This window comes from Runella aurantiaca, from assembly GCF_003339505.1.
GTDB classification, from domain to species: domain Bacteria; phylum Bacteroidota; class Bacteroidia; order Cytophagales; family Spirosomataceae; genus Runella; species Runella aurantiaca.
This window is the reverse complement of the sequence record NZ_QPIW01000001.1, coordinates 545378-571047: the sequence shown is the minus strand read 5'-3', so window position 1 is coordinate 571047 and position 25670 is coordinate 545378. Positions and strand designations below refer to the sequence as shown.

22 protein-coding genes are annotated in these 25670 nt (G+C 45.2%); 5 read left to right on the top strand and 17 right to left on the bottom strand.

Features of this window, described 5'->3' with window-relative positions:
• Positions 1-37: 37 nt before the first annotated feature.
• The gene (locus tag DVG78_RS02490) at positions 38-2959 is read left to right on the top strand and encodes a T9SS type A sorting domain-containing protein (protein WP_114459473.1); all 2922 of its coding nucleotides are present in this window, start codon (positions 38-40) and stop codon (positions 2957-2959) included.
• An 86-nt stretch (positions 2960-3045) separates the two neighbouring features.
• Here DVG78_RS02490 and DVG78_RS02485 read toward each other — a convergent pair whose 3' ends face one another.
• The 5 genes from DVG78_RS02485 to DVG78_RS02465 all read right to left on the bottom strand — a co-directional run bounded on the left by DVG78_RS02485 (position 3046) and on the right by DVG78_RS02465 (position 9302).
• Positions 3046-3831, bottom strand: coding sequence for an SDR family NAD(P)-dependent oxidoreductase (locus DVG78_RS02485; protein ID WP_114459472.1), 786 nt, complete (start codon positions 3829-3831; stop codon positions 3046-3048).
• Between the two features lie 30 nt (positions 3832-3861).
• On the bottom strand, positions 3862-4920 hold the full coding sequence (locus DVG78_RS02480) for a sugar phosphate isomerase/epimerase family protein (RefSeq protein WP_114459471.1): 1059 nt from the start codon (positions 4918-4920) through the stop codon (positions 3862-3864).
• Between the two features lie 107 nt (positions 4921-5027).
• The gene (locus tag DVG78_RS02475; RefSeq protein ID WP_114459470.1) at positions 5028-7604 is read right to left on the bottom strand and encodes a DUF7133 domain-containing protein; all 2577 of its coding nucleotides are present in this window, start codon (positions 7602-7604) and stop codon (positions 5028-5030) included.
• Between the two features lie 199 nt (positions 7605-7803).
• Positions 7804-8439, bottom strand: a complete 636-nt coding sequence (gene rbp / locus DVG78_RS30305) for an RNA-binding regulator (protein WP_229598108.1) — start codon at positions 8437-8439, stop codon at positions 7804-7806.
• 110 nt (positions 8440-8549) lie between these two features.
• Positions 8550-9302, bottom strand: a complete 753-nt coding sequence (locus tag DVG78_RS02465) for a DeoR/GlpR family DNA-binding transcription regulator (RefSeq protein ID WP_114459468.1) — start codon at positions 9300-9302, stop codon at positions 8550-8552.
• Positions 9303-9365: 63 nt separating this feature from the next.
• On the opposite strand from DVG78_RS02465, the gene nudK reads away from it, so the two are divergent.
• The gene (gene nudK, locus DVG78_RS02460) at positions 9366-9947 is read left to right on the top strand and encodes a GDP-mannose pyrophosphatase NudK (RefSeq protein ID WP_114459613.1); all 582 of its coding nucleotides are present in this window, start codon (positions 9366-9368) and stop codon (positions 9945-9947) included.
• A complete protein-coding gene (locus DVG78_RS02455) occupies positions 9947-10315 on the top strand; it encodes a DUF4406 domain-containing protein (RefSeq protein WP_114459467.1) in 369 nt (122 codons plus the stop codon). The genes nudK and DVG78_RS02455 overlap by 1 nt, the downstream gene beginning before the upstream one ends.
• Here DVG78_RS02455 and DVG78_RS02450 read toward each other — a convergent pair.
• A complete protein-coding gene (locus tag DVG78_RS02450; protein WP_114459466.1) occupies positions 10312-11163 on the bottom strand; it encodes an N-acetylglucosamine kinase in 852 nt (283 codons plus the stop codon). The two genes, DVG78_RS02455 and DVG78_RS02450, sit on opposite strands and share 4 nt — an antisense overlap.
• 259 nt (positions 11164-11422) lie before the next feature.
• The gene (locus DVG78_RS29980; RefSeq protein WP_158549949.1) at positions 11423-11560 is read right to left on the bottom strand and encodes a hypothetical protein; all 138 of its coding nucleotides are present in this window, start codon (positions 11558-11560) and stop codon (positions 11423-11425) included.
• Between the two features lie 53 nt (positions 11561-11613).
• Between DVG78_RS29980 and lipB the strand changes: the two genes are divergently transcribed.
• A complete protein-coding gene (gene lipB / locus DVG78_RS02445) occupies positions 11614-12333 on the top strand; it encodes a lipoyl(octanoyl) transferase LipB (protein ID WP_114459465.1) in 720 nt (239 codons plus the stop codon).
• A 248-nt stretch (positions 12334-12581) separates the two neighbouring features.
• Here the strand turns inward: lipB and DVG78_RS02435 are convergent, their stop codons facing one another.
• From DVG78_RS02435 to DVG78_RS02405, 7 genes are all read right to left on the bottom strand, one after another.
• Positions 12582-13358, bottom strand: a complete 777-nt coding sequence (locus tag DVG78_RS02435; protein ID WP_114459463.1) for an alpha/beta hydrolase — start codon at positions 13356-13358, stop codon at positions 12582-12584.
• A 78-nt stretch (positions 13359-13436) separates the two neighbouring features.
• Entirely contained in the window at positions 13437-14024 is a 588-nt protein-coding gene (locus tag DVG78_RS02430) for a Crp/Fnr family transcriptional regulator (protein ID WP_114459462.1), read from the bottom strand.
• Positions 14025-14746: 722 nt separating this feature from the next.
• Positions 14747-15697, bottom strand: a complete 951-nt coding sequence (locus DVG78_RS02425) for a protein kinase domain-containing protein (protein WP_114459461.1) — start codon at positions 15695-15697, stop codon at positions 14747-14749.
• A 403-nt stretch (positions 15698-16100) separates the two neighbouring features.
• Positions 16101-18014, bottom strand: coding sequence for a molecular chaperone DnaK (dnaK, locus tag DVG78_RS02420; RefSeq protein WP_114459460.1), 1914 nt, complete (start codon positions 18012-18014; stop codon positions 16101-16103).
• 226 nt (positions 18015-18240) lie between these two features.
• Positions 18241-18957 carry a LytR/AlgR family response regulator transcription factor gene (locus tag DVG78_RS02415; protein ID WP_114459459.1) on the bottom strand — a complete coding sequence of 239 codons (717 nt, stop codon included), beginning with the start codon at positions 18955-18957 and terminating at the stop codon, positions 18241-18243.
• A complete protein-coding gene (locus DVG78_RS02410; RefSeq protein WP_114459458.1) occupies positions 18954-20030 on the bottom strand; it encodes a sensor histidine kinase in 1077 nt (358 codons plus the stop codon). Before DVG78_RS02410 ends, DVG78_RS02415 begins: the two co-directional genes overlap by 4 nt.
• Positions 20031-20061: 31 nt before the next feature.
• Positions 20062-21126, bottom strand: a complete 1065-nt coding sequence (locus DVG78_RS02405) for a sensor histidine kinase (RefSeq protein ID WP_114459457.1) — start codon at positions 21124-21126, stop codon at positions 20062-20064.
• A 290-nt stretch (positions 21127-21416) separates the two neighbouring features.
• On the opposite strand from DVG78_RS02405, the gene DVG78_RS02400 reads away from it, so the two are divergent.
• A complete protein-coding gene (locus DVG78_RS02400; RefSeq protein WP_114459456.1) occupies positions 21417-21821 on the top strand; it encodes a T9SS type A sorting domain-containing protein in 405 nt (134 codons plus the stop codon).
• 76 nt (positions 21822-21897) lie between these two features.
• Here DVG78_RS02400 and DVG78_RS02395 read toward each other — a convergent pair whose 3' ends face one another.
• The 3 genes from DVG78_RS02395 to DVG78_RS02385 form a co-directional block, all read right to left on the bottom strand.
• Positions 21898-22875, bottom strand: coding sequence for a Smr/MutS family protein (locus tag DVG78_RS02395; RefSeq protein ID WP_114459455.1), 978 nt, complete (start codon positions 22873-22875; stop codon positions 21898-21900).
• Positions 22876-23038: 163 nt separating this feature from the next.
• The gene (locus tag DVG78_RS02390) at positions 23039-23287 is read right to left on the bottom strand and encodes a DUF433 domain-containing protein (RefSeq protein ID WP_114459612.1); all 249 of its coding nucleotides are present in this window, start codon (positions 23285-23287) and stop codon (positions 23039-23041) included.
• A 56-nt stretch (positions 23288-23343) separates the two neighbouring features.
• The gene (locus tag DVG78_RS02385; RefSeq protein WP_114459454.1) at positions 23344-25248 is read right to left on the bottom strand and encodes a RecQ family ATP-dependent DNA helicase; all 1905 of its coding nucleotides are present in this window, start codon (positions 25246-25248) and stop codon (positions 23344-23346) included.
• Between the last annotated feature and the right edge of the window lie 422 nt (positions 25249-25670).

The following is a 25670-nucleotide window of genomic DNA, read 5'->3' as shown; positions in this document are numbered from 1 at the left end:
TAAGTACTTTTTAAACCATTGAATTTTAATTTATCCAATGAAAAAAACAGCCATTTTATTCTATTTAGTTTGGGGCATCATGACAATGTTGTATGCGCAAAAAAAGAAAATTTACGAATTGGACCTTAACTTCAAAAGTCCCGATTTTATTGGAGAACAGGTACTTCTCAGAACGTACAATCTCACCGCTCCTGTTGTTTTACCCGACGGCAAAATAATTGTTTTCAACGATAATCGATTTGACTATATCAACGAAAAGCCGGCATCGGGAAACGTCTTTCGACTCAATAGGGATGGTAGTTATGATGAAACTTTCCAAGCAACCTTGATCCAGCAGATAGGTCTCTACCCTGTTTTCAAAGTATTTCCGGATGGAAGACTGATAGCTGTTTTAGACAAAGGCAGTTCGGGCGTTATGTTAAAAATAGTCAGCTTCAACAACAAAGGGATAGACACTGTTTATACTAATCAGTTCCCCTATTATGTTGACAACTACGCAATACAATCAGACGGAAAAATCATCCTCTTCAACTGGAAGATGGGATTATTCCGCTTGTTGAGTGATGGAACTCCGGATAATACCTTTCTTTTCCAAAAAGAACCGGGCGATACTTACGAGGGTGAATCAAACAATCGGTATGCAAGCTTGGCATCCGATGATAAAATACAGGTGGGGATTGTCCAAGATAACACCGTTAAAATAAGGATTTATGGCAAGGATGGCCAATTAGAAAAGAAGTTTAACCTTCGACAGAATGGGGCTGATTTTTCTACCGTCGATAGGCAGGTAATGCAGGTATCTTTTTTTCCTGATGGGAAAATTTTTGCCAAAGCCCGGACGTGGGCTTATAACACTAACAGTTATGTCTTTTCCTATTTCATCTTTAGTGCCGACGGCAGTTTGGAGAAAAGCAACCCTTTCCCTACGGCAGAAACAGATGAGTATTCAAATATTATTCTGCTGGCCGATGGCAATATCATTGAGCCCAACCGGAAAATGCCTTACAAAATCATTACGAGTACCAATGAAGCCAAGCCATTGATAAAAGACAGTGCATTGCGGCCTATTTATGGCAGGTATATTCTCACGCCCCTCGCCAATGATCAATTCCTGCTGTCCAATTATGTAGAAGGCCTTGTTTGGATTGACGGTTCAGGAAATGTGCTACAAAAATCAAATGTCCGTCTTGCCCAATCTAAAGTAAATGGCGTTCGAGCACTTTTGAAAAATGACCAAATTTTGGTGGATATTCAGAATGATTTCAATGCTGATCTATATCGACTCAATAAGGATGGAAGTATTGATAGCACAATTGTGTACCCATCAAAAAAACCTACGCTGCCGGCCATCTATACACAGGGCTTTTTCGATACGCTCCAACACTATGGCGGTTCGAGCAACATTGCATTTGCCTATGCTAAAAACAAAGATGTTTATCCTTTGAGTGACGGCTCTTTTATTCTCAATCGGGAAACCGAGCGCAACGGCATTTTTGAATATTTTTCCAATACTTATCGCATCAGGGCCGACGGCAGTATCGACAACCGATTTCTAAGAGACAGCGCAGCAACGGTTCCTTTGCCCAATAATTTATTTTTGGTAAAACAGTGGAATCTTCATCCCAACACTGAAAACGGAAGATTTATCATCAACAATGAAGGCCAAAGGGTAAATCCTCAAAACATTTTTCACCAGATTATATTGATAAACAGTTTTGTTTCTTACTGGCAACTACCGGATGGCAAAATTCTTATTTTACAAAGATTGAACGATAAACCTATTTTTTCCCGTCTTTTGGCCGATGGCACACTGGATACTTCTTTTAAGCATATTTCAACGGATACAGACTACTCCAGTGGTTTAAAAGCGATTCAGGCTAACAATAAACTGTTGATTGTAACCAATCAAAAACTTGGAAGGTTTAATCATGACGGGCTTCCCGACCGTACATTTAAACCTGCTTTGCATGTATCATTCCCCTTGACTATCCATGAACAAAAAGACCAAAAAATCTTGGTTTTTGGAAGGTTCGGCGATGATGGCCATACCGAATTCCTGAGATTAAATGCTGATGGTTCTTTGGATACGACATTTATCCTCTCAAAAGAGATCGATCCGAAACTCATCAGCAGTATTTACCCCGTGTCTGACCAAGAAATTCTCCTAGTCTATAAAGGGCGAATAGTGCGTTTGATGCTCGACTGCGCCTCACTCCAACCGCAAATAAATGCCTCAAAAACACAGGCTTGCGCCAACGAAAGCGTTAAACTAAGTATTGAGCCAGTGCAGGGATTGAATTATCAATGGCATAAAGACAACAAAGAATTAACGTCAGCGGGCTCCAATGTATCTGTAAGTACTTCTGTGGCGGGCAGTTATAAAGTAGTGGCAAAGGATGCGACCTGCGGTACGCTCACTTCCGAGGAAGTCAAGGTCACTTTCAGTCCGCTTCCGGAGGCGCGGCTTGCAAAGATTACGCCTTTGGTGGGGACAAATCCTGCGGCGGGCGTATTTTCCGTAATTTTAGAGGCCAATACAGGAACAGATTTAAGCTACCAATGGCAAAAAGACAATGAAGATATTAAGGAGGCAACGGGCATCAGCTATGAAGCGAAGGATTCGGGCAGTTATGCGGTAAAAGTGTTCAACGGAGGATGCAGTAAACGCTCAGAAGCCTTGTTTATCAATATCACCCCTGCTGTGGTACTGGGAAGCGAACAACAGGAATCAAAAAATGGAATCAGTGTTTTTCCCAACCCCAACAATGGTCTGTTTAGACTGGGTTTGCCCACTGAGCTAACAGAGGGGAAAGTCGAATTATTTGATGTCATGGGTAGGGCCTTGCCGTTCCATCAAAATGCAGACGAGTTTCAAGCCACCCATTTAAACAAAGGAACTTATATACTAAGGGTAAGCAAAGGCTTGAAAACGATGACTACTAAGGTCGTAATTGAATAACGATTGAGGTTTTCGCCATTCATAAACGCATCATCAAACGTTAAAAAAGTGCTCTCTTTCTGTGATTGAAAGAGAGCACTTTCTATTTATCGTGCTGTCCAGCCGCCATCCACGGTAAGCATGGAGCCTACCATGTAAGTGGCGGCATCGCTCGCTAGAAAAATGGCCGCCCCTTGAATCTCACGGAGTAGCCCCCAACGCCCCAAGGCCGTTGCGCCCACCACAAATTTTTTAGACTCTTCCGTATCCGCAATCGGAACATTCATTTCGGTCAAAAATGGCCCCGGACAAATGGCATTGACATTGATATTGAAAGGCGCCAACTCCAACGCAAGCGCCCGGGTCATTTGCACCACCGCGCCCTTGCTCGAAGTATAAGGTGTACGATTGGCCAGCCCCACGATTCCCAACGTACTGGCCATATTGATAATGCTGCCACGCTTGTTTTGTTTCATGTACGGAACCACCGCCCGGCAGCACAACCACGTACCGTTGACGTTGACATCCATTACTTTTTTAAAATCTTCGGGTGTTACTTCGTCAATGGCTCCCCTAATATTGATGCCTGCACTGTTGATTAGAATATCAATACGACCAAAGGCGTCCATCGCCGCTTTGGCCATGGCTTCGGTTTGGGCCAAATCGGTCGTATCAGCGCTGAAAGAGAGGGCTTTGACCCCAAACTCCTGACTAATTTCAAGGGCTGTCTGAGCACCTTCTTCTGCATTTCGGTTGACAATCATCACGTTGGCCCCCGCCGAGGCGAGTCCAGCGGCCATCGCCTGTCCTAGTCCTTTCGAACCTCCAGTAATAATGGCGGCTTTTCCTGTCAGGTCAAATTGTTTGATTCCGGGGAATTTTTCTCTATCCATTTGGGTGCAATTCAGGGGTAATTTTATCGGTTATTTAAGGCCTAATTTTTCTTTACTGTATTTCAAACTTTCCAATATATTATTTTCTTCCACCGCCAGCCTCTCCTCGGGCGTTAGTTGTGATACCCTCGGCAACGCCGAAGCATACTTGTTTTTTTTGACCATCTGAAGCGTTTGGGCAAATTCCGCCCCTGAAATCCCGTCGAACGTGGCCCAATAATCCGAATTCAAACACGGAATCATCAGCGGGTCGCGGGTAATCATTTCTAAACTGAACGTGACATTGGGGTTGTGTTGCTGACAAATGCCTACCAGTTTGGGCAAATCCAATATACCTTTCCCCAGCGGCACTTCCGACAACAAAAACCCTTCGGCGTATTCTTCCACGGCCATGTCTTTGATGTGCGTACTGAAAAGATACGGAGCCAACGCCTGCACTACTTCGGTGGGGTCTTCCAACAAGGCAATGTTGTTGCCAAAATCTAAGGTTGCGCCAATCCATTCGCTGTTGATTTGCTTCAACGCCGTCACCAGTTCCTTCGCCCGCCAATCTTTGTGGTTTTCAACCGCTAATTTGACTTTGTATTTGCGGAGAATCGGCTCGGCCAATTGCAGAGACCCCAACGAGCTTTTCTTAAAATCTTGAAAGGCCGCCGCCGAATGAAACACCTCATAGCGCCGCCCACCCGAACAGACCGTACGCAGGATTTGTGCGCCCGCTTCCCGGGCATTTTTTACTTCATTCTCAAACGTAGCCACATCTTCTGGCTTTTTTGGCAAACCAATGGAGCCTTCTACGTAAAGTCCTAATTTTTCCCTTCGGTCACGGACCTTTTGGGCAAAATCAAGACTCCAATCTTTTACCACCACCTGTATGCCCCCCGCGCCTATTTGATGGCAATGCTCCAGCAAATCAACGGCATTTTGAAATCCTGGGTATTTAGCACTTTGAGCCTTTGAGTTCCATCGGCTCGCGTACGAATGCACCACGATACCCATACGAGTAGAGGCCATTGGCAAAGGAAATTCAGGCAACGAAAGCGCCGTGAAACCCAAAGCAGTCTTTTGTATAAATTGACGTCTTTTCATTGTTATTGGTCACGATTTGTAAATGACGAGGGATTTTAAAACCCTTAACTCTTACTTCTGATTTCTTACCTCCTTTTCCCATCTCAACTTCTCGCTCCTCACTCCTCCTACTTTGTATCCACCAAATACTGATTCAATTCTTTGGCCGTCCAAGGCACTACTCTTCCTTGCGAAGTGTGTCGAGTTTTACCAACAATTCCCTTGCTTACAGGCCCGGCATTGTTGCCCCATTCATTGCGGATATACATCAGTATGGCCATAATGGCCCCATCGTCCATCGTAGAATGCGAAGGCATAACGGGCAGAATATCAGGGACATCGTAAAGTTTTCCTGCCACATCAAGTGGGCCTTCCATGCCGTGCAATACAATAAGTGCCAGCCGTTTTTCATCGCCCAACACCCACGAAGATTCTACCAGCGGTGGCCCAAAACGGCTAAGTCCCGCCCCGTCACTGCCGTGGCAACCCGCGCAGGTAGTGAGATAATGTTGACGCCCCAGCGCAAACTGTTGCTGCTGTTCATCATTCAATAAACTCTGCTGAACTTGGCTCGCCTGAGCTACGTGGCCGGGCCATTCAAACAACGCCGAAGCAGTTTGCAGTCGCGTTTTTTGGAGAGGCTCCCAGTCGGTACGGGCAAACAACGCAGGCGCCGACGAAAGTTGAATGGGTTTAAGTTTGCGGTTTTTACCCTGAATAACCATCGCGGTAAGCATCGTTTTTTGCTGCCACCCAAACGACGCTTTGTCGACATCTAGCATCGCTAAAAGCGCTGTCATCTCCTTGGCATCCCGTTTACGAACAACCGCCGTCGTCAGCATTTCTAAAAATATTTCTTTCTCTGGTTGCGACGTTTGCCATTGGGGTGATTTCAACAATGATGCTAAAAAGGCAAATTCACGGTTGTATAAACTACTCATGACTGCATCGCGCACCAGCGGAAAAGTGATATTTATTGTTAAAATTCTCGCCAACAAGGATTGAGCCGCGTCGGGTTCAAGAACGTACGCAGAAAGGGCCATTTGAAGTACCTGTTCGGGGGCCGCGTTCTCCTCCACCTGCCCGATAATTTGCTGTAATTTCACGCGCACCGCCGCGTCTCTTTTGGCAAAAGGCTCCAATAAACGAAGCGCATTGGCGCTGACAAGGGGATTTTTATCCCCTAATAATGTAAAAAGAAGGTCGGCAGAAGTTGAATGTAGGCCTTCGAGCGTCCATAAAGCATGAAAACGACCTAATTGATTGGCTCCGTTTAGCACCAAATCGGTCAATAACGGAATGCTTTGTTTATCATTTCGCTCAACGAGCAAACGTTGCGCCATGTCTCGTTGCCACCCGTCGGGTTGCGACAGGGCTGCTACCAACTCCGCCGAAGATGCCTTCGATAACTTACGCGGCTTGGTGGGTTTCCAGTCGGCTGGAACGATCCGCCAAATACGCCCCCGATTGATGGGTTGCACCAATTTTCGGGTGAGGGTTTGCTCTTTTAAATAGGGAGTTACGTAGGCCCCGTGCTGAATGAGTCCTCGGTACATATCTGCCACGTACAAGGCTCCGTCGGGTCCAGTCGTCAAAGCTACGGGGCGAAAACGTTCGTCGGTCGAAGCCAGAAATTCTTTGCCCGGGTGCGGGTCGCGGGCCGATACCATAAAACCCGTTTTGTCTACTGCATTGCGTTTGATGAGATTTCCCGCAGGCTCACACACAAATACATTTCCGTTGTATTCTTTTGGGAAAACACCACCCCTGAGCACCAACGGAGAACACGCGGCTGTAAACTCTAGCAATCGTCCCGAAGCGTCTAATGTTCCAGGAATATACCCCCGATTGACGGCGGGATTGGGGCGTATGGGATAAATCCGACGGTCAATCGTAAACCCGTGGTCAATACCAGTAGTAGGTGTGTGGTTTTTATTGCGCGAAAGATAATTGGGCGGCACCAAATCCCCGTGCAACTGCGACCAGTTATAATTATAGTAAAGGCGGCCTTCGTCATCGTGGCTCATGCCCCATTGCCCCCGAAACTCGGTACTATCGCGCCGCCATTTGCCGTCTTCAAGCCGGTACCGTAGGCGCGATTTGGCGTTGTAAATCCAGTTGTCAGTGTTGAGCATCAGCCCATTGTCTGTATGTTCGGGCAAGCCATTGCGGGCGTAGGTTGAATCAAGGAGTATTTTAGATTCCGCTTTTAGGTTTCCGTCCAAATCCTGTGCCAACCAAAGGGCATTATTGGCGGCCACAAGCGCACCGCCTTTGACCAACGCTATGGCCCGGGGCATCACCAATCCATCCAAAAAAACGGTACTGTGGTCCATCGTTCCGTCGCCGTTTTTATCTTCGAGCACCGAAATTCGCCCCACGGGTTTTTCCTCCCCTTCTCCGTCGATGGTGGGCATAAATCCCCTCATTTCGACCACCCAAAGCCGGCCGTCTTCATCAAAAGTAACCACCACGGGTGCCTGAATCATTGGTTCGGCAGCCACTAATTGTATTTTAAATCCTGGTTCGAGCTGAAAGGTCAGTTTCTCTTCGGCAGGCGTTTTGGCGGGAGAAGGCCCGTCCTTTTGGTTGGTTGACAACAGGGCAAATAAACTCAAAGCCCCTGCCAATCCGATACACGCGACTCCGCCGGAACACGCTTTGAATGCCTTGTATAATTTAGCTTTGAAGTTAAAACGAGTCATTAGAAAGGTGTTTTTTTGTAGCTAACCTTGCTATTGACTTTACAAGAATAAATTGAACAATTTTTACTGAATCAATTTTAACAAGTGAAAAGCAATAAGTGTGACGGGGCAAAACGCATGCTTACATTCACCGATGCAAAACGAATAAAAAAAGCCGATTCTTTCGAATCGGCTCCCTACAGAAATCATGTAGTTATTATTACCAACGTTTCTTGAAATCGTTGTCACGGCCACCACCGCCACCGCCATAGCCGCCACGGCTTCCGCCGCCACTGCCACCACGATTGCCGCCGCCGCCAAAACCGCCACCGCCACCAGTGCGTGGACGATCTTCACGGGGACGTGCTTCGTTTACAACGAGCACTTTACCCATAAAATCAAATTCATTCAACTGTGAAATGGCTTGCTTAGCCTCGTCGTCATTAGGCATTTCGACAAAAGCGAAACCCCGGCTCTTACCCGTAAACTTGTCCATGATAATGCGGGCAGAAGATACCTCGCCAAATTCCTCGAATAATTCGCGTAATTCGTCATCGTTCGCCTTGAACGGGACGTTTGCTACATAAATGTTCATTTGTTTGATCAGTAAAAACGTTTGGTGCGCTACGGACGGCCTTCGATCTAAACTCCGTCCGACAGATGACAAGTACGCAGCAATGCGGTCGAGAGAAACAGAGAAACTTCCAATAGCGAGACAAAGGTAAAAACTAATTTTCTCATTTTTTACATCCCTTCCAAGGATTTTACAGAAATTTCTCAGAAAAGCGCAACCCCAAAGTGATTTTTTCCGTACATAGTTTTTGTAAGACTGAGGGAGCTTAGGCTTATAGGGCATGTTTGCCTTTATTATTTGAGGAACGCACACGCGCAAGTCGGGGACAGCAACTGCCGTCCTCGACTTTTTTTGTTTTTAGGGGAAATAAATAATGGATTTTCTGCCATTATTTATTGATTTAAAACCCGCAAACCCGCGTTTTTAAACCCCTCTATTCTGTCTTCTGCCTGCTCATCGGTCACCAATACATTCACCAATTGAAGCGGTGCAAAGGTCAGGTATCGGTTTCGGCCCAACTTCGTAGAATCACACAACAGGTAAGTTATAAGGGCATTGGAGGCCATCGCTTTGGTCATTTCTGCCTCTTTTTCGCTTCCAGCACTCAGGCCGTTTTGGGCTGAAATGCCATCAACCCCCAGAAAGGCTTTGTTGGCACGGTAACGTTGAATGTGCTCAGTAGCAATGACTCCGTGCACTGCCTGACGTTCATTATCCAATTCTCCACCAATCAAATTGATGGAAACTTCTGTATTCATCAGCTCATACACCACGGGCAATGAATTAGTAATGACCTTTATTTTTTTGTTTTTGATGAACGGGCAAAGCCGAAAAACGGTGCTGCCACAATCCATAAAAATCACGTCTCCGTCGTTGATTTCGGCCGCTGCCAAACGGCAGATATGCTCTTTTTTTTCGGCATTGACTCCTGATTTTTGTACAAAACTGACAGGTGGGTTCACCAGACTCAATTTCATGGCTCCGCCGTGAGTACGGTAAATGAGTCCATCGGCCGCCATTTGCCCCAAATCGCGTCGTATCGTAATCTCTGAAGTATCAATCAATTGCGCCAATTCCTTGACCTCTGCCTCTCCTTTTTCTTCAACGATTTTTAAAATGATTTGCTTTCTGCTTTGATAACTCATCTTAACTTATTTATTTTGCTCAAAAATAATCAAATTCATTCAAAAACAATCAAATTAACAGACATGAATAACCCAAACGTTAAAATCATTGAAGAAAAACTGCTTTCAGACAATTGGTATACCCTCAAAAAAATCACCTTTGACTATCGCAATCCTGCTGGAAAATGGGCCCAACAATCACGGGAGGCCTACGACCGCGGCAACGGCGCCGTGATTCTTCTTTACAACCGTGAAAACCAAAGCGTGATTCTTACCCAACAATTCAGAATGCCTACCTACGTCAACGGCAACGCAACGGGAATGTTAATTGAGGCTTGTGCTGGATTGCTCGACAAAGATAACGCCGAAGATTGTATTAGAAGAGAGACCGAAGAAGAAACGGGCTACCGAATTACGCAGGTAAAGAAAATTTTTGAAGCCTACATGTCGCCCGGGTCAGTGACCGAAATTCTTTACTTTTTCGTGGCCGAATACCACAAAGACATGAAAGTCAACGAGGGCGGCGGAGCCGAACATGAGCAGGAAAACATACAGGTGTTGGAGCTTCCTTTCCAGCAGGCGCTCAAAATGATGGAAACGGGCGAAATCAAAGACGGAAAAACAATCATGCTCCTCCAATACGCTAAAATAAACCAACTCCTCTGATGCCTACTCCCCAAATGATATTGATTGCTGGCCCTTACCGCTCTGGTACCAGTGACAATCCTGACCTCATTGAAAAAAATGTTCAGTTGATGACCGAAATCGCGTTGCAGGTGTATCAATTGGGTCATTTGCCTGTTTTGGGCGAATGGTTTGCATTGCCTCTCATCCAAAAAGCAGGCTCTAAACAACTCGGTGATGCGGTTTTCAATGCGATTTTTCACCCAGTAGCGGTTCAGTTAATTGATTTTTGCAGTGCGGTTTTGCGCGTTGGTGGGCCTTCTCAGGGTGCCGACGAGATGGTCAACACTGGTAAAGCAAAAGGAAAAATCATTTACCGAACTTTGTCCGAAATTCCCCGAATTTCTTAAGGCTCCACCACGGGCCGATGATACAACGCCAAACCTGCGATGGGTGTTTCCATGATATGACCCACGACAATGCCTTTTTCGGCAGCGGCGCGGCGCAGAATATCGCTGTAATAAAAAGATACCGAGCCCACAAAATGAGCTTTATACTTTTGATAATCAGGAAGTTTGCAGACGTATTTGGTCAAAAATTCAATAAACGCATCATACACCAATTTGTAAGCAAACGGATGGCTGCGGTTGTCGAATAAAAACTTAGAAAAAGTAGCAAAGTAGCGATTAGGAAACGGTTTTTTGTACGCATTTTCCAGCACAATTTCACGATTCAGCCCGTAGCGCTTGGCGAATTTTTGGGCCAAGTCTTCGGGCATTTCTTTCTGTAAAAACGCCGTTACGAGGGTTTTGCCCAAATATCCGCCGCTGCCTTCATCGCCAAGCCAAAAGCCCAGCGAGGGGATTTTATCGGCAATGTCGCGCCCATTGTACAAACAGTTGTTGGAGCCCGTACCCAAGATACAGGCAATGCCCGCTTCGTGGCCGCAGAGTCCACGCGCCGCGCCGAGCATATCACTATCTACTTCGATGGTTTGGGCTGTTGGAAAAACCGCCTGTAAACCACGTCGAACAATGGCACAAGGCTCTTCTCCTGCGCAACCCGTGCCGTAAAAATGAATTTCGGACACTTCGCCGTTGACCGCAGGAAGTAAGTTTTGGGTCAATTCGGCCGCAATGGATTCAGAAGTTTGGTAATACGGGCTCAACCCTATCGTTTTTGCCTGTTGAATTCCTCCTTGTGGGTTGATGATGCGCCAATCGGTTTTGGTCGCGCCGCTGTCTGCTATTAAAATCATAATTTTTCTATCACTCCCTTTTTTTCGCTGCCATTTTTTGTCATTCCGTAGGAATCTATTTCAATCGGTGTTTTTTTAGGTAGAAACCAATAGTCTTCTTCGTAAAATTATACTGAATAAAGCAAACGATTTGGAACACGGATGACACTGATATTCTAACACGGATTTTCACGGATAAATGAAAAATCTTCGGCAGGAATGGTTTTCATTTTACCTTCTTCTACCAGTTTTAACTCTTCAAACCCCTGCTTAATATTTTTCAACGTTTTTTTTGTGAAGGCGTAAGTTGAGCCTCAAGCGGGGATTCCTGCTTCACTTTCACAAATTTAAGATTACGAACCAACTGCATAAAAAATTCGTATTGTTGGTCAGGTACTTGAATGGTTATTTGACGCATAGCCGTAAGTGTTTCGACAAAGTTAGGTAATTTCGTCTTTTCGTTAGTGATGTATGAACACCGTATTGAACAAAAAAGTCCGTTTTGAGGAATTAAACCTGATTGATTATCAGCAGGCCTGGGACTATCAGGAGAAGCTTTTGGCCGAAAATGTAGGTATCAAAGCCCACAATCGGAATGCCCCCGTTGACCAACAACGCAGCACCACCAATCACCTGCTTTTCTGTCAGCATCCGCATGTCTACACGCTGGGCAAAAGCGGACATCCCGATAATTTATTGGTTGACGCAACCCAATTGGCTGAAATACAGGCCACTTACTATAAAATCAATCGTGGTGGCGATATTACTTACCACGGCCCCGGCCAACTGGTAGGCTATCCGATTCTAGACTTAGAGAATTTCTTTACCGACATTCACCGCTACATGCGTACGCTGGAAGAAGCCATCATTCTGACCTGCGCCGATTACGGACTTTCAGCAGGAAGAATTGATGGGCTGACGGGCGTGTGGCTGGATTTTGAAACGCTGCAAAACCCGCGCAAGATATGCGCAATGGGCGTAAAATGCAGCCGTTGGGTCACGATGCATGGTTTTGCGTTCAATGTCAACACCGATTTATCGTATTTTGGGCACATCGTTCCCTGCGGCATCACCGACAAAGCCGTGACTTCCCTGCAACAAGAACTCGGCCGCGAACTCCCCATGGCTGAAGTAGAAGAAAAAGTAAAAGGGCATTTAGTGGATTTGTTTGCGATGGAGTTAGAAGACTAGTAAATTTTATACCAACAAAGGTCACGGCGGTTAATACAAAAGTTTCGATTGCGGAATATTTCAAAATATACCGCAATCAGCAATAAAACTCGAAAACAAAGTGGCTGATTATCAAAAAGATAGTTCATGGTACTTTTACTTAAAGCAGGTACAAAACTTATCAAACGGTCAGCAGCCACAAAAAAACATCCCCAAGCAAAGTGTATTTTCAACTTCGCTTGGGGATGTTTTCGTCATTGAAAATCATCTTATGCATTTACTGTTTTTATCCAGTTCAATACATATTCGGCTACTTCTTCCCAGCCTTTTTCGCCTGCAATAAAGTGGCTTCTTCCTGCAAACTCCTTAAAATCGGTGGTGCTATTGCTATCCTTGTACGAACCTGCAATCTGCTTTGTAAAGGAGGATGAAAAGATATTGTCTTTTTCTCCTCCAATAAATAACAATGGATTGTGGGGCTTTTTGAAATCAATTTTGGCAAACGATGTAAGAAGCGTATCACGCGCAATTTTTCTGCTTTCGGGTACGGCAATTTTGTCAAACAACAAATCACTTTCTTCCTTGGTGTAATTATTGAAAAAAGCGCGGTGATACCACTCTCTGCTTCCCAAATAAGCTTGATTGCCTTTGAAGAAATTGACCACGGGCAGTACAATTTTGACGGTGGCCCAAGGTGCCAATACGTTTTTTGGAGGCGCTCCGTCGATACTTACTCCCGCAACGGCTTTGTCCATTTCGATCAATTTTTGAACGACCAAGCCGGCCAATGAGTGCCCCACCACGATTGGTTTTTCGGGCAATGTGTCAATCAATTTTACGATGTTCATCACCACATCTTCAAATCCTGTTTGGGTGAGGTCGGGGTGGATATTGCTGCGAAGTTGGGCAGGAGTACCTTCGTGGCCGGGGTTGGCAGGCGTATATACTTTATAGCCCTGCGATTCAAAATACGTTTTCCATTGCGCCCAGCTTGTGTTGTTTACAAAGAGTCCGTGAATAAGTACGATTGTTTTTGTCGATTTCATTGTCGTAAGTGGTTTGTTTTGATGATACAAAGGTGCCACTCACCCACGGCAATAATTTTAACCCAAGTTAAAATCGAACTATTTGCGAGAAAGTCTTTTTCGGATACGGCTCAATGAAGGGCCTTGGATGCCCAAATACGAAGAAATATGGTACAACGGCACGTTGTTGAAAATATCTGGGTGGTCGTGTATCAAATCGAGGTAGCGTTGTTCGGGCGATTTGAACAAAAATCCCTCCAGTCGAGTCATGGTTACATTAAAGGCTTCCTGCGCCAAAAGCCTTCCAAAGGTTTCCCATTGGTGCGATTGTCGATAAAGCGATATTAAATCAATGATATTGATGTAAACGATTGTGGCGTCGGTCAGGGCTTGGGTGTGGTAATCGCAGGGAATTTGATTGATAAAACTCTTGAAAGTGACCAAGAAGCCATGGGAGGAATACAAAAAAACATTTTTCTCCTCACCCGTTTCTTCATTGACGGTATAAGAACGGAAAGTACCCGAGGTGACAAACCCTAAATCCTTACAAATGTTTCGATGAACGTTGTAAAACTCGCCTTTTTTGTACGTTTTATGTTTCCAATACGCGGCCGATAGTTCAAAATCCTCGGCACTCAGGCCAGCAAATTCTTGAAGGGCATATTTCAATTTGTCGATTTCGGTCATTGCTGTTTTTCTTTGTGAATGGGTATCACAAGATAGCAAAATACTTCTAAAATAGTGGCCTGTGGAGACACAAGGCCACTATGATTACTTAAATACAGCTATATTTGAAGGCTACGAGGCAGAGTGCTTAGCACTCACCATGTTGCAAACACTATGATTATTTTGGGTTCGGAGTGGGTTTGGGAAGGCTTCGAAAAACGGAGATTGTTGTTCACAAAAAAACAGCCCTGCCGCGCGCAGGGTCAGTATGTAAACTACACAGAAGCAGTTGTTTGAAGAGGGAGCTTCTGGAGCACTTACCGTGTTGCAAACACTATGATTATTTTGAGTTCGGAGTCTGCCTTTGGAAGACTCCGAACAACGGGAGCTTTGTAAAGTCTAATGAATATCATCTTGCTCCCAACTTTCATAAGAGAATGTGCATTTGAAATAGTGACTTCTGAAGACACAATGCTATGGTGACTACTCAAATACGGCGATATTTAAAGGTTGAGAGTTAGAGTCTTTGGCACTCACCGTGTTGCAAACACTTTGTTTATTTTTGGTTCGGAGTGGCCTTCGGAACACTCCGAACAACGGGGGGCCGGTTACAAAAAAACAGCCCCACCTTGCGGCAGGGCTGTTTTTTGCTTCTTGGGGTTATGCTTAGGTGCTCATCGTTTGCCAAACACTATGATTATTTGGGTTCGGAGTGGCCTTCGGAACACTCCGAACAACGGGGCCTACTTTAAGTCATAATTTCTTTCGCCTGTATAATTATCTTTGAGCTCAACTGTTTGAAGCATTACATGGCCATCTTCAACTTTACGGATTTCATCTCTTAATTCATCTAATTGTAAAGTGGTGTACAAAACAACGAAAACATCTGGGAAAACATCTATATTTTTTTTTATTTTTAAGCATTTTCTGCCCATTAATTTACGGAGCTCATCTACATCAATTTCACATTCAGCTCGAAAACAATATTCTTTGATTTCGGCAACATTGACTTGGCTTATTTCAGCGATAAACTTCATTTCTCTATCAGCAAAGTCCTCTAAACATAAAAAGGCTTTTTCAATTGTTTCAATTGTTTCGGGAATCCCTAAGCCAGATTTATTCCTAAACTCATTAACAGACTCTAAACCTAACTCGGAATTAAATATTAGAGAGCATAATAACTGATGTAGTGACCTATAATCGTATTTTAGCTTTTCTTGTTTTTTGGTCTCATCATAGTCGGCAAGAGATTTAATATAGAGAATATCAATGATTTTAATTTGACCATTTGAAGTTAACATTACATTCTTGTCATGTAAATCGCCATGTATAAGGCCTTGATTATGAATATGTTTAAGCCCTTCAATTATTTTGTTTCCAATAGATAAACATTCTTCCTTATTTATCTTTTTGGAATAAATATTATCTATCGTTTGACCATCAATATATTCCATAAGAATACACTGTACTGGCTCATTTTCATTTGGTATAAATATATTTTCTATTGAGTACACCTCTACTACGTTGGCATGTTTTGCTCTAACCAATGCTTTTGCATGCTGTAAAGCTGTTGATATACCTTGACTGGCCTCTCTGATAGTTTTAATAGCTACTCTGCGGCCTAATTCATCAATTCCAAAATAAATATCTCCAAATCCGCCATTATCTGCGAAAACAATATCGTTGATTATCATTGATTTTAATTAAATATTATCTTTTACTACTATTTTGTGGTTCATTACTCCAACATTCAAAAAAGAAGTTGGAATACTTAAGAAACTATTTATGTTACCATAAAATGAGATAAATAGAAATCAAAAATGTTAATGTGTTGATTAATAGTTTGTTGTGGAAAATTTCCCCCATTTTATAATATTAAAACAATACAAACTATGCAATTTTAATAATTTACGGTTTTGCTTGAAAGATATCACTAAAAATGTAACATCACACATGAAAATAAACTACTTTATGTCACTTTTACATGAAATATTTATCTAAAGGTCATTTCCCATATAAAAAACAGCCCCACCTCGCGGCAGGGCTGTTCTGGTATCTATAAAGTGTGTCAACTGTAAACTGTTGACTGTAAACTAATTACTTCACTTCTTCAAAGTTCACAAACTCACCTTCTTCTTTGCCTGGGTTTGGTTGCTGGCCCGCGTTGGGGTCTTGCGCTCCTGGCTGGGCACCTGCGCCCTCTGCGCCAGCGGCGTAGATTTCTTGCGAGGCGGCGTTCCATGCTTCCGTGATTTTGGTCATGGCGGCATCGATGGCGGCTACGTTGCGGGTGCTGTGCGCGGTACGAAGTTCTTCGAGTGCTCCTTCGATGGCCGATTTGTTGCCTGCCGAAAGTTTGTCACCATATTCTTTCAATTGTTTTTCAGTGCTGAAAATCATCGAATCGGCAGCGTTCACTTTCTCGATTTCTTCACGGGCGGCTTTGTCGGCGGCTTCGTTGGCTTTGGCTTCTTCACGCATACGCTGGATGTCGGCGTCTGACAAACCGCTGGAAGCTTCGATACGAATCTTCTGCTCTTTGCCAGTGCCTTTGTCTTTGGCGGTTACGTTCAGGATACCGTTGGCGTCTACGTCGAAAGTCACTTCAACTTGTGGAATACCGCGCGGTGCGGGTGGAATACCGTCTAAGTGGAAACGGCCGAGGGTACGGTTTTGGGTCGCCATCGGGCGCTCTCCTTGCAATACGTGCAACTCTACTGAAGGTTGGTTGTCGGACGCCGTCGAGAACGTTTCTGATTTCTTGGAAGGAATCGTCGTGTTGGCTTCGATGAGCTTGGTGAATACCCCACCGAGGGTTTCGATACCCAACGACAACGGGATCACGTCGAGCAACAGCACGTCTTTCACTTCACCCGTCAATACACCACCCTGAATCGCAGCACCAATCGCCACGGCTTCGTCGGGGTTAACGCTCTTGGATGGTTTTCTGCCGAAGAATTTTTCTACTTCTTCCTGCACCCGAGGAATACGGGTCGAGCCACCTACTAGGATTACTTCTTCAATTTCCGAAATCTTCAAGCCTGAATTGCTCAATGCGCGCTTGCAGGGTTCCATCATGCGTTGGAACAGACGGTCGGCCAATTGTTCAAACTTCGCCTTGGTCAACGAGCGCACCAAGTGCTTAGGAATACCGTTGACGGGGAAGATATATGGTAAGTTGATTTCTGATTGGGTCGAGCTTGAAAGTTCGATTTTGGCTTTCTCGGCGGCTTCTTTCAAGCGTTGGAGCGCCATGGCGTCCTGACGCAGGTCGATGCCTTCGTCTTTCTTAAATTCGTCGGCCAGCCAGTCGATGATTACTTGGTCAAAGTCATCACCCCCAAGGTGCGTGTCACCGTCGGTCGATTTTACTTCAAATACGCCATCGCCGAGTTCGAGGATAGATACGTCAAACGTACCACCACCTAAGTCAAATACGGCAATTTTAACGTCTTTTCCTTGCTTGTCAAGGCCGTAAGCCAAGGCAGCGGCGGTAGGCTCGTTGATGATACGTTTTACATCCAGACCCGCAATGATACCCGCTTCTTTGGTGGCCTGACGTTCGGCGTCGTTGAAGTACGCAGGTACCGTAATCACGGCTTCGGTTACGGTTTGTCCGAGATAATCTTCGGCGGTTTGCTTCATTTTGGTCAAAATGTGCGCCGAAATTTGCTGCGGAGTATAGAGGTTTTCACCGATACGAACGCGGGGAGTGTTGTTGGCACCCTGCTCAACGGTGTAGGCTACGGTTTTCATTTCGCCGCTTACTTCGTTGAAGCGTTTCCCCATGAATCGTTTGATTGACGAAATGGTGTTGTTAGGATTGGTAATGGCTTGACGCTTGGCAGGAGCACCTACTTTACGTTCGCCGTTACCATTGTCCATAAAAGCGACTACAGAAGGGGTGGTACGCGCGCCCTCGCTGTTTGCGATTACGACGGGTTCGTTACCTTCCATAACAGCCACGCAAGAGTTGGTAGTACCTAAGTCAATTCCAATTATTTTTCCCATGTCTTTGTAAATTATTAAGCGGTTGGCCGCTGTTGTGAATGAATAGGAGATTGAATGTTTACTTTTTCAATCTGTACGGTCATCATTACACAATGAACGTGCCGGCCAAAATTTGGGGCTTAAAAGTGACAATTTGGCAGAAAGTCAAACCGCATTTCCGACGACTTTGGCAATTTTTGGGAAACTCGAACGACCAATCGGCAGAGAATGCTGGGTTGTTTTGGTGTCAAACTATTTTTAAGGCCCGTTCCACTCCTTTCTGAAACAGCCGCCCGATGGGCAGTTCGGTGCCGCCAATCTCGATATGGGAGGAAGTGTAGGTTTTTATTTTGTCGATGGCGACCAGATAAGAGCGGTGAATCCTGACGAAATGGCTTTCAGGTAGTATTTCTTCCAACGAACTGATGGCCTGTTTTACAACCAATGAATTTGAATTGGTGGTGGTGATTTTGACGTAATCTTTCAGACTTTCCACGTACAAAATGTCGTTGGTAAAGACTTTTATCATTTTTCGGTCGGCGCGAAAGTACAAAAAAGCGTCTTTATTGGGCTGATATGCCATTTTTTCGGGGTCGATGCCGCCGTTGCTGTCAGACTTTGTCAGTTTGGCTACGGCCTTTAAAAAACGGTCGAAAGAAATGGGTTTGAGCAGATAATCCGTAACGTCCAAGTCAAAACCATCTACGGCGTACTCGCGGTAGGCGGTAGTGAAGATGATTTTGGGGGGATGCCGCAGGCTGCGTACAAAATCGGTTCCGAGCAGTTGGGGCATTTTGATGTCCAGAAACAGCACGTCAATTTGTTTATCCTGCAACAGGCTAAAAGCTTGGATTGCGTTTTCGCATTTACCCACCAGTTCCAAATTTTCGACCAATCTGACGTATGATTCGAGTACCGCTAAAGCCTCGGGCTCATCGTCGACCAACAGGCAATTCAGTTTCATGGTTGTAGGGGTTTAGGGTGAGTGTGTTCGTTGAGGCTGATTTCAAGCTTTACCAAAAACAATTCTTCTTCGGGCAGTATTTTTAGGGTATAGTGCTGAGGATAAAGCAAATCAAGCCGTTTAATGACGTTTTGAAATGCGGGTTCGGGTGTGATATGGGGCGGTGTGCCGTGGATGATTTTAAACTTCAACCGCCCGCCCGTTACCCATAAATCAATACTTACCCAAGCCTGTTCCAGCGATTTATCTTCTTTAAAAGCGTTTTCCACGAAAGGAAGCAACAACAGGGGCGCAATGTATTTTCCGTCGATTTCGCCCGCGAAGTTGAGCGAGACATCTATGTTGTTTTGCGCATGGGTTTTGGCCAAAAACACGTAGTTGTGAATCATCTCAATTTCTTTTTGGAGCAACACTTCCTCCTTTTGGCTTTCGTAGAGGAGGTAGCTCAGAAAATGGGAAAGATTCAGCACCACTTCAGGCGATTTTATCGACTTTCGGAGCGTCAGTGTGTGGAGGTGACACAGGGTATTGAAGAGAAAATCGGGGTTAATTTGGGTTTTAAGTAACTGTAGTTCGGCCGTTATTTTTTCGGTGGCAAGGCGTTCGCTTTCGGCCTGCATTTGCAGCCAAAGTTGGAGTATTTTGAGTCCGCCTGCAAACATGCCGATGAAAACAAAATAGTAAGCCAGCTGCTGCTGGAAGACCGATTCTTCAAAAATACAGCTACAAAAAGGTCGCGTAGGTTGCCCAACCAAGAGAGGGTGAATGGTACTTTGATAAAGTTCTCTAAAAATCAGGGTAAACAAGGCCATCAAATAAATTAACCCAATGAGCATCGCTACGCCCATAACAAATTTTCGATTGACAAAAAAAGGCAGAACTACGTAGAGGAAAAGGTAAGTATAGAGGAGAAAAACGGGGAATTGGGAAAAAAGTAAACCATTAAAGATTTCTTGCCAAGTGAAATCGTCGCTACCAGGGGAGATGAGTTGGAGCAACAAAATAAATGTAAAAATACTACCCCAAAAAAGGCCATGTCGGAAGAGGCGACTTTGTTGAAATAACGTTTGCATAGACGTTGATTGGTAGCAATGTTACAACAGTTTAGGTAAGGGCTATCTGGAGCCACACGGTAAATTTTTCTTTTTGACAATCCACTTTTAACTCGTACTGCTGTCGGTAAATTAAATCTAATCTTTTTTTGACGTTTTTCAGGCCGATGCCGCCAACATTGTGGTTGTGAGGTTCATTAATGTAGTCATTCTTGCTGTTTACAAGTTCAAAAAACAGGAACTTCTCTTTGACAATCAGATGAAGGTCAATGTATGCTTGGCTAACCTGTTCGGCGGCTCCGTGCTTAAAGGCGTTTTCAACAAAAGGAATCAACAGCAAAGGCGCGATTTTCTGGCCGGCCAAATCACCCAAAAACTGGGTATTGATGGTCAGCCTTGGCCCGTAGCGCAGGCGTTCGAGTGCGATATAGTCTTGGAGAGCGGCTATTTCTTTGGTCAGAAACACTTCTGGGGCATTGCATTCATAAATCATATAGTGGAGTAAGCCCGAGAGTTTGAGTACGATTTCGGGGGCTTTGTTCGACTGTTTTTGCGTGAGCGAATAAAGGTTATTGAGCGTGTTGAATAAAAAATGCGGGTGTACCTGCGATTTGAGGAGTTGCAGTTCAATGGTGCGGGTTTCGCGGGTGAGTTGTTGGTTGGCGCGTTCCTTTTGGTACTGGTAGCGCAGTATTTTAGGAATAGCGGCCACAAAAGCAATCGCGTTGGTCAGCATATAACTATTAACGGTGAAGGCTACACGGTAGGTTGAATGTTCGGGAACGGGCATGGCACGGGTTCGGAAAGGAATAAAGACAAAATAGCGAAAGAGGAAATTACCCAAAAGCCCTAGTAATAGCCAGATAATCAGAAGCATAAGCGCGGTTTTGTAGCGCTTTTTGAAAAACCAAGGAATAATGCCGTACAACAACAAATAGGCAACGGCTATTTGATAAGGCATCCACACCAAGGTATTTTGAATACTTAGCATCAATGGGAAATTATGGTTATAACCGACCCCAATGCAGATGATGGCATTAAAAATAATCCAGAAAGATGCGTGCCTCAGTAACCAATTTTGCCAAGAGTGACTCGGACTATCTTCTAATAAATTCATGGGAATCTATCGCCTTAAGCGTTTGGAGGGCTGAATAAATCAGGGCAAAACCAACGGATATGAAAGGGAATTTAATGAAAAAGCAATGAAACATCAACGATACACTTCAATTATCGCCAAACGACGCTTTTTGGTCGCTAAACGGCATTGACCATCGCTTAAAGTTGTTCGTAATTCTCAACAAGTCTTGTAGCGATAAATATCCCAACTTGGGCGAAAAAGTTGGTGGCAAATTAGGATATTTTGCAATTTAAGGTACTCAATTTTTAAAAAAATCAACTTACCCTGCCATGAAAACGCTCTGCCAAGTAATTGCAACTTTGCTTGTTTTAGGTGTGTCGGCCATTGCCCAGGCCCAGGAATCGCCCAAGTGGGCTGGTATTGAAACACCCACCTTTCAGACCCTCACAACGTCGGTGGAAGGGACCTCCATTATAAAGGTCCACGTCAATAAAGACTTAGCTAGTACCGTGAGAATCATCATGGTTGACCATTCGGGGACGGTGCTGGCCAGCCAAAAAATGAGCAAGTATGAATACCAAAAACTGGTTCGTTTTGATTTGAGTCAATTGCCAGCAGGAAAATACAGCATCGTGGTGTGCGACCGAGAACATACCGCAACGAAGACCTTCCGAAAAGAAGTAACGACCTTGGGTATCCCACTTACGGCCCAGAATTTAGTAGCCGCACATTAATTTTCATCATAGGTTTGGTAGTACAGCAAGGCTTGCTGAATATCTCAGCAAGCCTTCTACTTCATTATATAAAATGTCACTTAATCTTCACTTTGGTGGCGCCATACCCAAACTTTTCCTTTTGGGCATCCTCAAAAAACTTCACGTTTTTGTGTTTGCTCATGCGCCGGTGCAGCTCAGTGCGGAGTATGCCGTTGCCTACGCCGTGGATGAAAGTAATTTCATCCATGCCACTGGCGATGGCTTTTTCGAGTTGTTGCTCAAAAGTTTTTAGCTGAATTTCAACCATTTGCGAATTGCTCAGCGTCATAAAATCGCGGGTAAGCTTTTCGATGTGCAAATCAATCACCGACGCTGGGCGCTCTACTTTTGTTGGAAGCGGCGCATCAGGCTCGTTTTTCTCAAACATCTTTTCTTTCAGCGCCTGCGCGTTCAGCGGTTGCTCAGATTTTTCCTTTTCGTCGCTATCGAGTTGATACAGATACGCGTCTTTGTCGAGGAGCGGAGCTTTGCGTTTATTTTTAAAAAACGTGTTGGCCCGAAACTTCACCCGCTTGCTAAACGGCGCACGCTCGGGGGCAAAACCGACGGTATAATACAGGCAATTGAACACAAACGTGCCCCATTCGTCAAAGTCCTTGATTAACAAATCTTGCACTTTTACGCTGGTTTTGGCTTTCATCACCCCGCCCGAAAGACCGCGTTGGTGGCGCTCGGTGGGCATCGTAAGTGCGTAGGGAAGGTCCCAGTCGGTATTGTTGACCAAATGCAACGCAATTTCGCGGTCGTTGAGCGGTACAAACGCCATAAAAATACCTTTTTCAGCCTTGATGCCCGTCGGTCGTGATTCTGATGACTTTTCGACAGTCGGACTGACTTTTTGTCCGCGAAAAAACTGGCCTTCTACCGCCGACACCACGGCCAGCTCACGTTTGAGCACGGGCAAACGGAACCCCTCTTCAATTTCAATCTCCACCACATCGTTTTGCAAAAAACGCGTAATGATGCCTTCCTCTTTGGAATGGACTAATCTGACTTTATCGCCTATGTTCATTTGGGTATGGTACGTTGTCTAAGTCCGTCATCGTCAATGACGGTAAAGTGAAATTCAAATGTATAAAAACCGTTCTTGTCCAGCTCTAATAAGATTTGAGCGGGAGTTTCTGGCAAAAAATGGGGAAGTCTGAAGGTTGGGAAATTTTCATCTGCGAGCCACTTCATGAAGCTTGTTTCATAGGATAAGTCGGTAAATACAATAAGCCGTCTTTGGCCATTTGAAGCATAAACACATACACCGCTAACAAAGACTCATGCGACAGACGGGGGTAATTTTCAAGAAGCATCTGTTCCGACCAGCCGTCACTTAATCGTTCAAGAATAAATTCAATGGACAGTCTGGTTCCTTTGATGACAGGTTTGCCGTTTAGAATCTGCGGGTCTGCGTGTATGTATTCTTGCCAGTTCATGGGATTGCGGGCTTTTTGCAAATTTATCTAAATTTTAAGAGATTACTGTCATTGCACTACTGACGCAGTCGCAATGTGCCTTCTCCTTCATAGAGAACCACTTCATCCTCTAATAGTTCCCGAATGGTGTCAATGGCGGCCTGCTCGTTTTTAATCCCAAACGATGCCACCAACTGTTGTGGTGTAAGCGGGCTTAAATTCAGCAACCGTAAAATCTCCGCTTTGAGCTTGCCGTTTTCGGGATTGGCGGGTGTTTTTTTCTTTTTGGCCAAACAATTATCACAAATTCCGCAGCGTTCGTCGGTGTGTTCTCCAAAATACTGTTGCAACAACTGCGTGCGGCAGCGGGTAGAATGCTGCACATAATTGGCAACGGCCTCGATGCGCTCAAGGTCGGCCCGGTGTTTTTCTTGAATCGCCAAGGCGTTGATGGGCAGCATATCAGCGTCGTAGCGGGGCGTCAGGAAGCTTAATTGTGGCTTGTCGCGCTGCTTTTCGTACACCAAAACGCCCAAATCATGCAAGTTCTGCAACATTTTCACCACGTCGGGTTCCATGATGTAGTGTTTTTGTCCGATAACGGTTTCGGAAATGTTGACAAACTGCGTGAAAATTTCGCCGCCGTATATTCGTAGCAGCAATTTAATGAAACTATCGTACTGCGGATACTTGAGTTGAAGGTCATACAGCGCGCGGTGGTCGACCACAATGTGAATCTTGGACGAGCTGTTGTACGCGTCGCTCAATTGCAAAAAACCTTCTTCTTCCAGCAATTTGATGGCGTAGTGCGTTTCGGAAGCAGGCAAGCCAAACGTTCCCGTAAAAGTCTGTAAATCAAAGTCAAAATACTCCAGTTCTCCGCCACCCACGGGCACGCGGTAAAAATTGGCCAACGCCTGATACACGCGCCGAACGAGCTCAATAGGCGGGTATTTTTGCTCCACATTGCGCACAAGTTCGTTTAGGTCTTTGGGCGAATACAGCGCCACGGCGTAGGCTTTTTGGCCATCGCGTCCAGCGCGCCCCGCTTCTTGGTAATAAGCTTCGAGGTTGTCGGGTAGGTCGATGTGAATCACCACCCGCACGTCGGGTTTGTCGATGCCCATGCCAAAGGCATTGGTGGCCACCATGACCCGCACGCGGTTACGAATCCAAGCCTCCTGTTTTTCGCCGCGCTGTTTGGTGGTGATGCCCGCGTGGTAAAATTCCGCCCTAATGCCTTGTCGGTTCAGCCAATCCGCCACTTCTTTGGTGCGACGGCGGTTGCGCACGTAAATAATCGCCGAACCGGGCACATTCTGCAAAATCCGGACGAGACGAGAGTCTTTGTTTTCTTCAAAAAAAGCCGAATATGACAGATTGGAACGCGCAAACGTTGCCTGAAAAACGGCAGGTTCGCGCATTTGTAGTTTTTCACAAATATCCACCTTCACAGGCTCGGTGGCCGAGGCGGTCAAGGCGATAATGGGCACGCCCGGAATCAGGGCGTGAAATTCGGCAATTTGCAGGTAAGAAGGTCGAAAGTCGTATCCCCATTGTGAGATACAATGCGCTTCGTCGATGGCGAGCAGGTTGATTTTCATCATCTTGGCCCGCGCCAAAAAAATATCGGCCCGGAGCCGCTCGGGCGAAACGTACAAAAATTTGGTGGTTCCGTGGATGCAGTTGTCGAGCACGATGTCGATTTCGTGCCAGTTCATGCCCGAATAAATGGCGGCGGCCCTGATGTTATGCCGCCGCAGTTGCTCCACCTGATCTTTCATGAGGGCAATCAACGGCGTCACCACAATGCAAACGCCCTCCATGGCCAAGGCAGGAATCTGAAAGCACAGCGACTTGCCGCCGCCCGTAGGCAGCAGGGCCAAGGTATCGCGCTTGGCCAGCACAGACTGAATAATTTCTTCCTGTAAAGGGCGAAATTGGTCGTATCCCCAGTATTGTTTAAGAATCTCGTGAATCATGGACAGGTACTCAAATGAAACGCAAAGGTAATGGTTGGGGAAGTAAATAAAATTTTATAATGTTGCAGATGGGTAAGCCCCTTGGTGATGTTTTCACCATAGCCTTTAGGCTAAGGGGAAAAGGTATAACGGACCAAATGCGAAAGTTGTGGAGCAACTTGGATTAAGCATATAACTGAGTTAGCCGATGTAGGAAGAATTACATGTTTCTTACCCCTCTAAACTGAATGCTTTGATTTTGGCACAGCCCGTCGCACGGTTGACTAATTTAAAAGATTATACCTTAAACGTCAATCGTAGTCCTGATTTCTATAAGTGCTTTTTTAGCTTCCCCCAACTTTTCCGACTGACCCAGTATCAACACGACCGCCCCCGACCCTCTCCTTGTAAGGTAGAAAATAAAAAAGCCAAGCTTGAGACCT